Origin of the sequence: Brachybacterium sp. UMB0905 (assembly GCF_002871795.1) — a bacterium.
GTDB lineage: Bacteria > Actinomycetota > Actinomycetes > Actinomycetales > Dermabacteraceae > Brachybacterium.
On record NZ_PNHL01000014.1, the window covers coordinates 37,396 to 51,162 of the forward strand.

The following is a 13,767-nucleotide window of genomic DNA, read 5'->3' on the forward strand; positions in this document are numbered from 1 at the left end:
CTCAGGCCTCCGGCTTCACCAGCGGGAACAGGATGGTCTCGCGGATCCCCAGACCCGTGATCGCCATGAGCAGGCGATCCACGCCCATTCCCATGCCGCCGGTGGGCGGCAGCGCATATTCCATGGCCTGCAGGAAATCTTCATCCAGGCGCATCGCCTCATCATCGCCCTGCGCGGCCAGGCGGGCCTGCTGCTCGAAGCGCTCGCGTTGGATGACGGGGTCCACGAGCTCGGAGTATCCCGTGCCCAGCTCGAAACCGCGCACATACAGATCCCACTTCTCCACCACGCCGGGCGTGGAACGATGCCCGCGCACGAGGGGGCTCGTCTCGACCGGGAAATCACGCACGAACGTCGGCTCGTGGAGATGATCGCCGACGCGATGCTCGAACAGCTCCTCGACGAGCTTTCCGTGCCCATACTTGGGATGCTCCAGATCCAGATCCAGCGAACGGGCGATCTCGCGCAGCCTCTCCGGTGTGGTCTCGGGCGTGATCTCCTCGCCCAGAGATTCGGAGAGGGAGCCGTACACGGTGATCTTCCGCCACTGGCCGGAGAAGTCGTATTCGCTGCCGTCGGCGAGGGTGACCACCTGGGATCCGGTGGCATGTTCGGCGGCCTCCTGGATCAGCTGCTGGGTGAGATCGCCGATGGTGTTGTAATCGCCGTAGGCCTGGTACGCCTCGAGCATCGCGAACTCGGGCGAATGGGTGGAATCCGCGCCCTCATTGCGGAAGTTGCGGTTGATCTCGAAGACCTTCTCGAGCCCACCCACAGCGGCGCGCTTGAGGAACAGCTCCGGCGCGATCCGCAGATACAGGTCCAGGTCAAAGGCATTCATGTGGGTCACGAAGGGGCGGGCCGCCGCACCGGAGGGGATGACCTGCAGCATCGGGGTCTCCACCTCGATGTACCCGCGTTCGTGGAAGGACTCGCGCAGGGCGTGCATGACCTTGGCGCGGGTGCGGACGGTGTCGCGCGCCTGCTGGCGCACGATGAGGTCCACGTAGCGGTGGCGCACCCGGGACTCCTCGGACAGATCCGCATGCAGCACCGGCAGGGGCCGCACGGCCTTCGCAGCCATCTGCCAGGAGTCCGCGAAGATGCTCAGCTCCCCGCGGCGGGAAGCGCCCACACGGCCGTGGAAGAACACGTGATCGCCGAGGTCGACATCGGCCTTCAGCTGCGCCAGGCGCTCCTCGCCGATCACGGCTTGGGAGGCCATGACCTGCAGGCGCTGACCCTCACCGTCCTGCAGGGTGACGAAGGCGAGCTTGCCGGTGTTGCGGGTGAACACCACGCGGCCGGCCACTCCGGCCTCATCCTCGGTCTCCTGACCGGCCTCGAGGTGGCCGTACTGCGCGCGGACCTCGGCGATGGTGGTGGTGACGGGCACGGAGACGGGGTAGGCCTCCTCGCCGCGGGCCAGCAGGCGCTCCCGCTTGGAGCGGCGGACCGCGACCTGGTCGGAGGTGTCCGTCGGCTCGGGGGCAGGGGTGTTCTCGCTCATGGGGGCGATTGTCTCATCACCTTCTGTCCGATGCCCGGTCGACCTCAGGGTGCTGTCGCCTCCGCCACAGCGGCATCCAGCAGCCGGGTGCCTTCCACGCGGGCGGCCACCATGATGAGCACCTCACCGCGGTGCGCATCCGTGATCTCGCGTAGCGTCGCCGGGTCCACCGCGGCGGCGTAGTCCCAGGTCACCTCCGCCCGGTCGAGGGCATCTGCGAGGACGGCACGGATCGCGCTGGCCGATGGGGCGGCGGCCCGGGCGGCGGTGACCGTGCGGGACAGGGCGAGCGCCTCCTGCTTCCCGCCCTCGCTGAGGTAGATGTTGCGGCTCGAACGGGCCAGGCCCGACGGTTCGCGCTGGATGTCCACGGGCTCGATCCGCACCGGCAGGTGCAGGTCCGCGACCAGGCGCTGGACGAGGGCGAGCTGCTGGGCGTCCTTGCGGCCGAACACGCTCACGTCGGGCCGGGTGAGCTGCAGCAGCTTGGTGACCACGGTGAGCACGCCGTCGAAGTGGCCGGGGCGCTGGGCGCCCTCGAGCACGGTCCCGGCCGGTCCGGCGGTGACCGAGACGGTGGGCGGCAGCACCGGGTACATCTCCTCCACGGCCGGGGCGAAGATAAGGTCGACCAGGCCGTCGACCGCGGCGAGATCCGCGCCGAGGTCGCGCGGGTAGGCGTCGAAGTCCTCATGGGGGCCGAACTGCAGGGGGTTCACGAAGTCCGTGAGGATCACGTGGTCGGCGAGCTCGCGGGCGCGCGCGACGAGGGCGAGGTGCCCGTCGTGCAGGGCCCCCATCGTCATCACGGTGGCGACGCTGCCGCTGAGGGCATCACGCTGTTCGCGCAACTGCGGGATCGTCGTGACCAGGGTGGTGGTGCGCTCGCTCATGGGTTCTCCTGCTCCGGCGGCGGGGTGAGCAGGGCCTGGAGGGCAGCGCGCTGCTCGTCCCGCAGTGTCGCACGGTTCAGCGCGGCCCTCGCGAGGGCCCGATAGGTGTCGGCCGTATCCGCGGCGGTGCCCGGGGTGGCGGTGGCATCGAGGTCCGCGAAGGCCTCGAGGTGGGCGCCGACGGTGCCCGCGTCCCCACGCATCACCGGCCCGGTGAGGGCCCGGGAGCCACGCTGCAGGGAGTTCTCGAGCGCCGCCTCGAGCAGGGGCCGCAGGTACGCGCCGGGGTCCTCGATGCCGATCCGGCGCAGGGATTCGCGGGCCTGGTCGACGAGGACCACGAGGTGGTTGGCGGCGTGGGCGAGTGAGGCGTGGTAGAGGGGGCGGTCACCCTCGGCGAGTATGACGGGCTCTCCCCCGAGCTCGACGACGAGCGCCGCCGCGACGGGCAGCAGCTCCTCGCTCCCGGTGACCGCCATGGGGCAGCCGGTCAGGCGCGGCAGGTCCGCGCGGGTGCCGGTGAAGGTCATGGCGGGGTGGATCGCGAGGGTCGCCGCGCCGGTCCGGGCCAGGGGTGCGAGGACGTCGGCGCCGTGCATGCCGCTGGTGTGCACCACGAGCTGCCCGCCGGGGGCGAGGCCAGCGGCGGCGATCCCGGCGGCCAGGGGCGCGAGCTCATCATCCGGCACGGCGAGCAGCAGCATCTCGCTGCGTTCGACGATCGCGGGCACGTCCAGCAGCGGCACCCCGGGCAGCAGCTCGGCGGCACGCTCGCGGGAGGCATCGGAGACGGCGTAGGCGCCGGTGATCGCGTGCCCCTCCTCGCGCAGGGCCGCGCCGAGCACAGCGCCGACGCGGCCCGCGCCGATCACACCGATGCCGAGCCGCGGGGCGTCCGGGCCGGTCACGGAGCCATCTCCGCAGGCGGGGTCGGCACGGGCGGGCCACCGGCGAGGACCGGGCGCGGCCAGTGCTCACGGTCGCTGTAGCGGCGCAGCGTCGCGGCGTCCCGGCTGAGGGTGGCGTGCAGGGCGAGGACATCCGCGCGCGCGAGGTTCGTGAGCATCGCGCTATCTCCGGCCACCTCGACCGTCAGGTCCAGGACCCCGAATCGCCGGGTCAGCGGCCCGTCACCCACCGAGAGCTGCTGGATGCGCTCGCGCGGGATGATCTGCACGCGCCGGGTGAAGATGCCGGAGCGCAGCAGCAGCGCGCCCGGCAGCAGCACGGCCACCTCGGTGCGCCGTGCGATCCAGTACAGCGGCACCGGGGTGCGCAGTCCGTCGATCTGCCGGGCCGGGGCGGTCAGCAGGTGCTCGAGCGTGGCGAGGTCATCGTCGGTCCCGAGCGGCGCGGCCAGATGCCCGAGGGTGGCCGCGAGCTCCTCGCGGGTGCCGACGGGCAGCACGGGCCGATCGCCGTCCTCTCCGAGCTCGGCCATGCCGGCCACGGTGGCGTTCACGGCAGTCCAGCCCGGGCTGCGCCACAGCAGGGGGCGGTGCAGCTCAAGGCTCTGGATGCGGCCGGGAGCGATGTTGTCCGTGCGGGTGTTCAGCAGGCCGCGGCGCATCCGCAGGCCGCCGTCGGTGCTGCGGGAGACGAAGCCCCATCCGGCCTCGATCCGGCCCAGCACATACTTCGGCACGGCGATCACGACGGGGGCAAGAGGCACGATCACCGCGAAGGAAAAGCCGTCCTGCCAGATCGCGAGGCCAATGGCGAGCAGCACACCGCCCACCCCGGCGAGGATGCCGATCACGAATCCGACATCCCGCAACAGGGCGTGGATGAGGCGCTGTGTGGGCACCTGGGCGATGAGCTCGCCATCGGTCACCCCGTCGTACAGCACCTGGTGCATCCGCGCAGCCACACCGTCCCGGGGAGCTTGTGCGGACTTAGCATCACCAGCATCCGCAGCCGTCTGCTCCTCCCCCGCCTCCGGGTCGTGCGCGGCGCTGCCGGGCGATTCCTCCGGGCTCTGGGCGACCGTGAGGATCTCGCGACGCAGCCGCTCGGCATCGGCCGATCGCACGTACTCGATGTCCAGGTAGGAGTCCCCGGCCCCGGCCACCTCGACGCGCACTTTCGCCAGGCCCAGCAGCCTCGCCAGCAGCGGGCGTTCCACGGAGACCGATTCGATGCGGACCCGCGGCGCGAACTCGCGCGAACGGCTGATCCACCCGGTGTGCAGGGACACGCCCTCGGCATCGACCGCGTAGGTGGTGAACCACCAGGACAGGGTGGAGACAGCGACGGCGATGACAAGCGCCACGGCGAGCACACCGAGGGCGACCAGGGCCCGGGTGAGGGTGAAGTCCTCGAGCAGGCGGGCGATGTTCTGCGCGGTGGCCACCGCGATGGCGCCCACGATGATCTTCCACCCGGTCACGAGCGGGGTGATCGGGTGGGTGCGGTGACGGGGCGCCGACGTGCCGGGCTCGATGCTCGGCGCCTCCGGTGCCTCGGGCGAGGTGTCGGGTGGCGGGGCGGTGACGGGATCGGGGGTGCTCACAGCGCCGCCATCAGCTCGACGCCACGTTCGGACAGCAGGGCGCGCAGCCGCTCAGCCTCCTCGCGCGGCAGGCCGGACACGGTGACCGTGCCGTTGGCGGCCGTGGTGAGCTCAAGGGTCGCCAGGCCATACTTCCGCTCGATCGGGCCTTCGTCGATCTTCACCGACTGCACCCGCCCATACGGGATGGTCTGGACGGTGCGGAACATGATGCCGTCGGCCACGGTGAGGTGGTCCTCATCATCACGGTAGCCGAGGGCCCGCACCCGACGCGGGGTGAACACCAGGGACTGCAGCACGAGCAGCAGCGGCACGAGGCCCAGCGCCCCCAGCCACCACCAGTCGGTGGCGAGCCATCCCCACACGGCCGCGCCGGCCAGGGCGAGGCCGATCGCATACAGCACGAGGGAAGCGAGGTAGCGGGCGGGGATCAGGCGCTCTGACACCGGGCGCAGCTGATCAGCGCCCAAAAGGCCATCGGCCGGGTCCGACAGCGGCGCGGGTGTCACCGCTGATACAGGGGTGCTCTCCGCCGCTGCGGGGGTGCTCTCCGCCGCTGCGGGGGTGTGCTCCGCCGCGGGACAGGTGGGGGAATCGGTCATGGCATCCATCGTGGCATCCATCGGCGCCGATGCCCTACGACATGCGGCGTTTCGACCTCCGGCGAAAGTCGATGTCTTCCGGGCACCAGGTCTTCCGTGGCACCAGCGGCGGGAGCGTCGCGCGGCATGTGTGCGCTCAGCCGCCGGCCTCCACGCCGTCCTCGGGCTGGGCCTGCCCGTCATCGGGCGGCAGCTGGCCCCAGCGCTCCACGATCACGCCGAGCACGGCGAGAATGATCCCCGCCAGAGCCGCCGCCGCGGTGGGCAGAATCCCGCGCACCGGGTCGCCCACGCCGGTAAGCAGCAGAAACAGCGCCTGGCCGGTGAAGATCCCGCCCATCACCGAGCCGGTGTAGGCGCAGGCGCGGGCCAGCAGCACGGTGCGGAAAGCCGTGGGCAGGTCGATCTGGTGGCGCCGGGGCTGCAGAGAGGGATGCTCACGCCGCTCGGCGCTTTCGAGCATGTACCGCCGCAACGGCAGCCCGTAGCCCAGCAGCACCGCGGCGAGGGTGAGCAGCACGGCGCTGGTGAGCCAGCCGGAGATCGGCAGGGTGTGGCCCCGCCGCAGCACCGTATCCAGCATCTGCGCACCGAAACCGGTGCTGAGCACGAAGATCAGCACGAGGATGGGGATGCTGAGGGGCTTCACGGTCGCGCGAACCCCTCAATCTCGGGGCCGGGCGCGAGGTCGGCGCGGTCCGCTGCCTGCGCGAGCAGCGCGCCGATCGGCCCGTGCCCGGGCAGCTCGTCCTCGGGCCGGGCGGCATGCCACGGGCCGAGCACGAAGGCACGCTCGTGGGCGCGCGGATGCGGGATCGTCAGCTCCGGATCGTCGCTGCGCCAGGTCCCGTAGGTGATGACGTCCACATCCAGGGTGCGCGGGCCCCAGCGGATGCTCCGCTCACGCTGGGCGGCCTGCTCGATGCGGTGCGCGAGCTCCAGCAGCTCCCAGGGCCCGATGAGGGTGCGCACCCCGATCACGGCGTTCAGGAACTCGCCCTGATCCGCGGGGCCGCCGACCGGGGCGGTGCGCAGCACCGGGGAGGTCCAGGCGATGTCGATCCCTTCCGCGGCGTGCAGCTGCTCGAGAGCGGCGCGCAGGTGCTCCTCGCGGTCCCCCAGGTTGGTGCCGAGGGCTAGCACGGCCTCTTCCGGGGCGGCCTCCCGCTCGATGCTGAGGGTGACGTCCTGCACCGGCAGGCCGACGGGGGCGGCGCTCTTGTGCAGCCGCAGCGCGAGGTGGCGCACGAGCGGATGGCCGACGTCCTGCAGGATCCTGCGGGCGATCCGGTCGGCGAGGGTCTCCAGCAGGGCGACCGGCTCCCCGGAGAGCTCCTCCTGCACGGCGCGGGCCACGTCGGCGTAGTTCACGGTGCGGGTGAGATCATCCCCGGCGGCGGCGGGCGCAGTGTCCAGCCCCAGGGTGACATCGGCGCTGAAGGTCTGGCCGAGGGCGGTCTCCTGGGCGAGCACGCCGTGGTGCCCCCAGGCCCGGATACCGGTGACCTCGATGCGGTCCAGGCGGCGGCGCGGGCTGATCATCGCCCGCGGCTCCGGCGCAGCCTGTCCCCCACCGTGACGGCGGCGAGGCTCGGCGGCACGGCGTGCACGCGCACCGCCCAGGCTCCGCGCTCGGCGCTGTAGGCGCTAATCGCGGCGGTGGCCTGGTCGCGGTCCACCCCGAGGGCGCCGACGAAGCGTTTGCGGGAGGCGCCGATGAGAATCGGCAGGCCGTGCTCGGCGATCTGCTCCCACTGCGACAGCACCGCCCAGTTCTGCTCGGCGGTCTTGGAGAAGCCCAGGCCCGGGTCCGCCACCAGGAAACGATCTTCCACGCCGGCCTCGCGCAGATCCGCGAGGCGCTCGGCGAGCTCCGCGGCGACCTCGGCGGCGACGTCGTCGTAGACGGCCAGGTCGTTCATGACGTCGCTGTGGCCGCGCCAGTGCATGGCGATGAACACCGGTGGGGTGCCCAGATGGGTGCGCAGCCGTGCGGCTTCGCGGCCCATATCCGCATCGGCGCGTCCAGCGGAGACGTCGTTGACGATCAGCGCTCCGGCGGCGACGGACTCCGCTGCGACGCTCGCGCGCATCGTGTCCACGCTGATCACCGCGCCTTCGGCGGCGAGCTCGCGCACCACGGGGATGACGCGGCGCAGCTCCTCGGCCTCATCCACCCGGGGTGCCCCGGGGCGGGTGGACTCCCCGCCCACATCGATGATCTTCGCGCCCTCGGTGAGGAGGCGTCGGCCGTGGGCGAGGGCGTCGGGCAGCTCGTGATGCTGGCCGCCGTCAGAGAAGGAGTCCGGGGTGACGTTCAGCACGCCCATCACGAGCGTCTCGTCGGCGGGGAGGTGGGAGGGCAGCCCGTCGGGGCGTCGCAGCTGGCTCATCGTCATCGCGCCATCGCTTCCGGTCAGTGTCCGCGGATCAGGGCGAGCGCCTCGGCGCGAGTGCTGGTCTCGCGCAGCATCCCGCGCACCGCGCTGGTGATGGTGCGGGCGCCCGCGGCTCGCACCCCACGCATGGACATGCACATGTGCTCGGCCTCGACGACGACGATGCTGCCGGCGGCGCCGAGCTCCGTGGTGAGGGCATCGGCCACCTGGGAGGTCAGGCGCTCCTGGACCTGCGGGCGGCGTGCGAAGCCCTGGACGAGGCGGGCGAGCTTGGACAGGCCCGTCACGCCGCCGCTGCCGGGGATGTAGCCCACATGGGCGGTGCCGAAGAAGGGCAGCAGGTGGTGCTCGCACATGGAGAAGAACTGGATGTCCCGCACCAGCACGAGCTCCTGGTGGTCGATGTCGAACGTGGTGCGCAGCACCTCGCTGGGCTCGATCGCGAGCCCGCCGAACACCTCGGCGTACATGCGGGCCACCCGGGCGGGGGTGTCCTTCAGGCCGTCGCGGTCCGGGTCCTCCCCGATCGCCGCGAGGATCTCCCGCACCGCCGCCTCGATCCGGGCGTGATCCACCGTCGGCAGCGACGGCTCGCCGGTCATTCCCGCGCTGGTCTCGCTCATCCCTGCGGCGCCCCGGGGATCTGGGGGCCGTCCCCACCCGGGTGCGGCAGCTCGGGCGGACCCGGGGTCAGCGGCTCGCCGGCGTCGGAGGCCTCCGGTTCGCCGCTCGGGCCGCCCACGCTGGGGGCGGCGAGGGCCGGGCGCTCCGTGCTCGAGGCCCACACATCCCGCGGCGGCTGCTTGCGCACGTCACGGAAGATCTCGGCGAGCTCCTTCTCATTCAGGGTCTCCTTCTCGAGCAGCTCCTCCACCAGGCGGTCCAGCACGTCGCGGTTGCGTTCGATGACAGTCCAGGCCTCGTCCAGGGCATCGTCCAGGAGCTTGCGGACCTCCTGGTCCACGAGGCTCGCGGTCTCCGCGCCGTACTTGGGGCTCTGGCCCTGCTGCATGCCGACGAACACCTCGTCCTGGTCGCCGTTCAGCGCGACCTGGCCCACCCGGGCGCTCATGCCCAGCTGCATGACCATCGTGCGGGCGATCTTGGTGGCGTTCTGCAGGTCCGAGGACGGCCCGGTGGTGACATCGTGGAAGATGCTCTCCTCCACGGCGTAGCCGCCCATGGCGTAGGCCAGGCGATCCAGCAGCTCATTGCGGGACTGGTAGTTGCGGTCCTGGGTGGGGACCACCATCGTGTAGCCGCCGGCGCGGCCGCGCGGCAGGATCGTCACCTTGGTGACGGGCGCGGAGTGGTTCAGCGCCGCCGCCACGAGCGCATGCCCGCCCTCGTGGTACGCGGTCATCTGCCGCTCTCGCTCGGTCATGACCTTCGAGTACCGCTGCGGACCCATGGACACGCGGTCGATCGCCTCATCCAGGGCGCGGTTGTCGATGATCTGGTTGCCGGAGCGGGCGGTCAGCAGCGCCGCCTCGTTGAGGACGTTGGCGAGATCAGCACCGGACATGCCGATGGTGCGCTTGGCGACGTGCTCGAGGTCGACGTCGTGCGCGAGGGGTTTGCCCTTGGCGTGCACCTGCAGGATGTGCAGGCGGCCGTTGAGGTCCGGGGCCTCCACGGCGATCTGCCGGTCGAAGCGGCCCGGGCGCAGCAGCGCCGGATCCAGGATGTCCACGCGGTTGGTGGCGGCGATGAGGATGACGTTCTGGTTCTCGTCGAACCCGTCCATCTCCACGAGCATCTGGTTCAGGGTCTGCTCGCGCTCATCGTGCCCGCCGCCCATGCCGGCACCGCGGTGGCGGCCCACCGCGTCGATCTCGTCGATGAAGATGATCGCCGGGGCGTTCTCCTTGGCGGTGTTGAACAGGTCGCGCACGCGACTCGCGCCCACGCCCACGAACATCTCCACGAAGTCGGAGCCGGAGATCGAGTAGAACGGCACATTCGCCTCACCGGCCACGGCGCGCGCGAGCAGGGTCTTGCCGGTGCCGGGCGGGCCGTACAGCAGCACGCCCTTGGGGATCTTCGCGCCGACTGCCTGGTAGCGCTCGGGGCTGACGAGGAACTGCTTGATCTCGTCGAGCTCCTCGACGGCCTCTTCGGCGCCGGCGACGTCCTCGAAGGTGACCTTCGGGGCTTCCTTGTTGAACAGCTTGGCCTTGGACTTGCCGAACTGCATGGCGCGTCCGCCGCCCTGCGCGTTCATGATGAGGAACCAGAACAGGCCGATGAACAGCAGCAGCGGCAGGAAGCTCAGCAGCAGCGTGGACCACCAGGCGCTGGTGGAGATTTCGTCGGTGTAGCCTTTCTCGGGCGCGGCGTCCTCAACGGCCTGCACCACCTGTTCGGCGCGGGCGTCGACGTAGGCGAAGGTGACCTGCTTGCCCTTCTTCTCCTCGCCGTCCGTGAACTCCTCGGTCAGGACGAGGTCCACCCGCTGCTGGTTGCCACCGATGATCTTGGCCTGCTCGACGGTGTCCCCGGCCAGCAGCTCGAGTCCCTGCTCGGTGTCGATGCGCTCGTAGCCGTCGCGGCCCAGGACGGAGAACAGCAGCATGCCCAGCAGCAGCGCGACCACCACCCACAGGGCGATCGAGCCGGGCCGGCGCTTCTTCGTGCCGCCGCGCTGCTTGGAGGTGTTCTGGGAAGAATCTGCCACGTGATCAGTCCTGGTACACGGAGCGTGCGAGGACGCCCACGTAGGGAAGGTTGCGGTAACGCTCGGCGTAGTCCAGCCCGTAGCCGATGACGAATTCGTTGGGGATGTCGAAGCCGACGTATTTCACGTCGATCTGGACCCGGGCGGCCTCGGGCTTGCGCAGCATCGTCGCGATCTCAACGCTGCGCGGTCCGCGCGAGCGCAGATTGGACAGCAGCCACTTGAGGGTCAGGCCGGAGTCGATGATGTCCTCGACGATCAGCACATCCCGGTCGGTGATGTCCCCCGAGAGGTCCTTGAGGATCCGCACTACCCCGGAGGACTTGGTGCCCGAGCCGTAGGAGGACACGGCCATCCAGTCCATCTCGACGGCGAGGTCGATCTCGCGGGCGAGGTCCGCCATCACCATGACAGCGCCCTTGAGCACACCCACCAGAATCGGGGGGTTCTCGGCATAGTCGGCGGTGATCTGCGCACCCATCTCCGTGAGCCGGTCGCGGATCTGCTGCGAGTCCAGCAGGACCCGTTCGACGTCGGGGTGGATGTGCGTCTCAGGCACGCGGATCTCCTCCAGGTACATCGGGTCCAGGACCGTCGGGGCTCTCGCCGCGGGATCATGCTCCCTGGTCGGGACGGCAGTCAGTCGGACTGACGGCGCCACACCAGCAGGCCGTCGCGGCGAGCGACCTCGATCCTACCCGGAACGCTTACAGCATCCTGACCGTGCCAGGTGACCACCAGCGCATCGATCTCCAGCACGTGCCGTCTCAGCAGGGATTTCGTGGAGCCCTGTGGCGCCGTGGGGCGGATTGCGCGCTCGGCGGAACGCGTGGCATCGCGCACCACACGGGTGCGCAGCGGTGTGGGGACCGCGGCGAGGGCGTGCACGTCCAGGGCCAGCACATCCCCCGTCTCGTGCAGTTCACCGGTGTCGCGGCGCAGGGCCGTGAGCAGCTCGGCGGCCTCGGCGTCGAGGTGGTCGACGTCCGGGCGGACGAGGTCAGCGGTGCGTGCGAGGTTCTCATCGATCTGGTCCCCGAGCACGTCCCGCAGCTGCGGCAGCAGCTCGTGGCGCACGCGGGCGCGCAGCAGTGTGCGGTCCGCGTTCATGGGGTCCTCCCACCAGGTGAGGTCGTGCAGGCGGCAGATCTCTTCGGTGTCGGCACGGCGCAGGGCGGTGCGCTCATCGCGTCCGGTACCGAGGAACGGCCGCAGCAGTGCTCCGCGGCGGCGCGGGATTCCGGCCAGCGCCCGCGGACCGGCACCGCGCGCAAGACCCATGAGCACCTGCTCGGCCTGGTCATCGAGAGTGTGGCCGAGCAGGACGGCGAGCGCCCCACGGTCGGCCCGCAGCTGCTCGAGGGCGTCGTGGCGGGCGGTGCGGGCGGCGTTCTCCACACCGCCAGGAGCCTCTGCGTCGACGTGGACGCGCAGCACGTGCGCGAGGCAGCCGAGCTGTTCGGTGGTGGTGCGGGCCTGTTCGGCGATGCGCGCGGAGTCGTCCTGCAGGCCGTGGTCGACGATCGCAGCCTCGGTCTGCAGGCCCAGTCGCTCCCCCACCCAGGCGGTGGTCACCAGCAGAGCCAGGGAATCGGCGCCACCGGAGAGGCCCACGAGGAGCCGCGGGGATAGGTCGCCGACGGCGGTCGCATCGGCGAGGTCCTCGATCCGCACGGTCACCGCTGCGCGCACCGCGGTGCGGGCGCGGGCGACCACAGGGGGTGGTCCGGCCATCAGTCCACCTGCACGAGCTCGGCGGCCACCGCGTCGACGGCGGCGCGCGCGTCATCGGCGTCCGCCCCGTCGAAGCCGTGCACCACGATGGAATAGCCGACGGTCCTGCCGTCGGGCAGCACTGCCACCCCGGCGAGCGTGGCTGCGCCCCCGAGGTATCCGGTCTTGCCGCGCACCAGCCCGTCGGCGTCTGACGTATCTCCGCGGTCGAAGCGGTCCGCGAGGGTGCCGCTCAGCCCGGCGATCGGCACGTCGTAGAGGATCTGCTCGAGCACGGGGGCGCTGCCGGAGGCGACCTGGGCGAGCACCGCGGACAGCAGCGCGGGCGGGACGCGGTTGCTGCGCGAGAGGCCGGAGCCATCGTGGATCTCGAGGGTGTCCAAGGAGGTCTGGTCCACGCCGAGCTCGGCGCCGAGCTCACGGATCTCCGCCTCCACCGCGGCGGCCGCACCTTCGGGTGTGGTGGGTTCATCGCGGGCCAGCGCCACGAGGTGGGCGAGCAGTTCGGCGGTGGTGTTGTCGGAGACCAGCAGGGTGTGGCGCACCAGCTCGGACAGCGGCTCGGAGGCCACCTCGACGCTCGGGGCGTCCTGGGGTGCCTCTCCCTTCGTGACGTCACCGGCGACCTCGAGGTCCTCCGCGGCCACAAGCTCGGCGAAGCGCTCGGCGGCATCCCGTGCAGGGTCCAGGGACTTGCGGCCGTAGGGCTCGGCATCCAGGCGGCCGGAGTCGAGGGCGAGAGAGGCGGTGGGCGCCACCCAGCCTCCGGCCGGCCCGTTGTCCCCCCAGGCCGGGTTCGCGCCGCCGGTGAGGTAGCTGTCGTCGTACCGCACCTGCACCGTCGTGAGGTCGGCGTCCTTCGCGAGCGTGGCGGCCTGGGAAGCCAGCTTCTTCACGTCTTTCTCGCTGAGGGTCATATCCCCGCCGCCCACGAGGGTGATGGTGTCGCCGTCGAGCGTGGCGCGCGTGACCAGGACCTCATCGCCGCTGTACTGGCGCAGGACTGCAGCAGCGGTGAGCAGCTTGAGGGTGGAGGCGGGCACATGCGCGCTCTCGGCGTCGCGGGCGGCGAGCACCTCACCGGTCTCAGCATCGACCACGCTGAAGGCAAGACCGCCGTCCACCACGGGCAGCGTCGCCTTCGCCTCCATGCGTTCCTGCAGACTCTCCGCCTCAGCGGGCGCAGAGGCGGGCGGCACCCCGGGCACGGCGTCGGGGACAGGGATGCGCTTCCAGTCCTCGGAGACGGCGCGCGGACCGGAGGTGGGACCCTCCTCCTCGCGGGTGAGAGTGAGCACACCGGGAAAGGCGTCGGTGAGGTCCCCCAGCACGTAGAAGGAGACGGGGACGGCGGCGCACATCACCATTGCGGTGGTGCGCCAGATCCTCTCGCGTGCGGCCCTGGCCATGACCCCACGATAGGGTGTCCCGGTCAGTGTC

13 protein-coding genes are annotated in these 13,767 nt (G+C 71.2%); all 13 read right to left on the minus strand.

From position 1 onward, the window contains the following. Position 1: 1 nt before the first annotated feature. The gene (lysS, locus tag CJ197_RS12470; RefSeq protein WP_102237069.1) at positions 2-1,510 is read right to left on the minus strand and encodes a lysine--tRNA ligase; all 1,509 of its coding nucleotides are present in this window, start codon (positions 1,508-1,510) and stop codon (positions 2-4) included. Between the two features lie 44 nt (positions 1,511-1,554). Next, on the minus strand, positions 1,555-2,403 hold the full coding sequence (panC, locus tag CJ197_RS12475; protein WP_102237070.1) for a pantoate--beta-alanine ligase: 849 nt from the start codon (positions 2,401-2,403) through the stop codon (positions 1,555-1,557). Continuing rightward, the gene (locus CJ197_RS12480; RefSeq protein ID WP_102237071.1) at positions 2,400-3,311 is read right to left on the minus strand and encodes a Rossmann-like and DUF2520 domain-containing protein; all 912 of its coding nucleotides are present in this window, start codon (positions 3,309-3,311) and stop codon (positions 2,400-2,402) included. Before CJ197_RS12480 ends, panC begins: the two co-directional genes overlap by 4 nt. After that, complete coding sequence (locus CJ197_RS12485) at positions 3,308-4,915, minus strand: PH domain-containing protein (protein WP_102237072.1); 1,608 nt, start codon at positions 4,913-4,915, stop codon at positions 3,308-3,310. Before CJ197_RS12485 ends, CJ197_RS12480 begins: the two co-directional genes overlap by 4 nt. Next, positions 4,912-5,517 (minus strand): PH domain-containing protein, encoded by a 606-nt coding sequence (locus tag CJ197_RS12490; protein ID WP_102237103.1) that lies wholly within the window; start codon positions 5,515-5,517, stop codon positions 4,912-4,914. Before CJ197_RS12490 ends, CJ197_RS12485 begins: the two co-directional genes overlap by 4 nt. 136 nt (positions 5,518-5,653) lie before the next feature. Continuing rightward, on the minus strand, positions 5,654-6,166 hold the full coding sequence (locus CJ197_RS12495) for a DUF3180 domain-containing protein (protein WP_102237073.1): 513 nt from the start codon (positions 6,164-6,166) through the stop codon (positions 5,654-5,656). Beyond that, the gene (folK, locus tag CJ197_RS12500; RefSeq protein ID WP_102237074.1) at positions 6,163-7,059 is read right to left on the minus strand and encodes a 2-amino-4-hydroxy-6-hydroxymethyldihydropteridine diphosphokinase; all 897 of its coding nucleotides are present in this window, start codon (positions 7,057-7,059) and stop codon (positions 6,163-6,165) included. The genes CJ197_RS12495 and folK overlap by 4 nt, the downstream gene beginning before the upstream one ends. Then, positions 7,056-7,910 (minus strand): dihydropteroate synthase, encoded by an 855-nt coding sequence (gene folP / locus CJ197_RS12505; protein ID WP_102237075.1) that lies wholly within the window; start codon positions 7,908-7,910, stop codon positions 7,056-7,058. Before folP ends, folK begins: the two co-directional genes overlap by 4 nt. A gap of 23 nt (positions 7,911-7,933) precedes the next feature. Next, the gene (folE, locus tag CJ197_RS12510) at positions 7,934-8,539 is read right to left on the minus strand and encodes a GTP cyclohydrolase I FolE (protein ID WP_158239496.1); all 606 of its coding nucleotides are present in this window, start codon (positions 8,537-8,539) and stop codon (positions 7,934-7,936) included. Further along, positions 8,536-10,593 (minus strand): ATP-dependent zinc metalloprotease FtsH, encoded by a 2,058-nt coding sequence (gene ftsH, locus CJ197_RS12515; protein WP_102237077.1) that lies wholly within the window; start codon positions 10,591-10,593, stop codon positions 8,536-8,538. Before ftsH ends, folE begins: the two co-directional genes overlap by 4 nt. 4 nt (positions 10,594-10,597) lie before the next feature. Then, positions 10,598-11,152, minus strand: coding sequence for a hypoxanthine phosphoribosyltransferase (gene hpt / locus CJ197_RS12520; protein ID WP_102237104.1), 555 nt, complete (start codon positions 11,150-11,152; stop codon positions 10,598-10,600). 80 nt (positions 11,153-11,232) lie between these two features. Beyond that, positions 11,233-12,327, minus strand: a complete 1,095-nt coding sequence (tilS, locus tag CJ197_RS12525) for a tRNA lysidine(34) synthetase TilS (RefSeq protein WP_102237078.1) — start codon at positions 12,325-12,327, stop codon at positions 11,233-11,235. After that, positions 12,327-13,736, minus strand: a complete 1,410-nt coding sequence (locus tag CJ197_RS12530) for a D-alanyl-D-alanine carboxypeptidase/D-alanyl-D-alanine-endopeptidase (RefSeq protein ID WP_102237079.1) — start codon at positions 13,734-13,736, stop codon at positions 12,327-12,329. The genes tilS and CJ197_RS12530 overlap by 1 nt, the downstream gene beginning before the upstream one ends. Between the last annotated feature and the right edge of the window lie 31 nt (positions 13,737-13,767).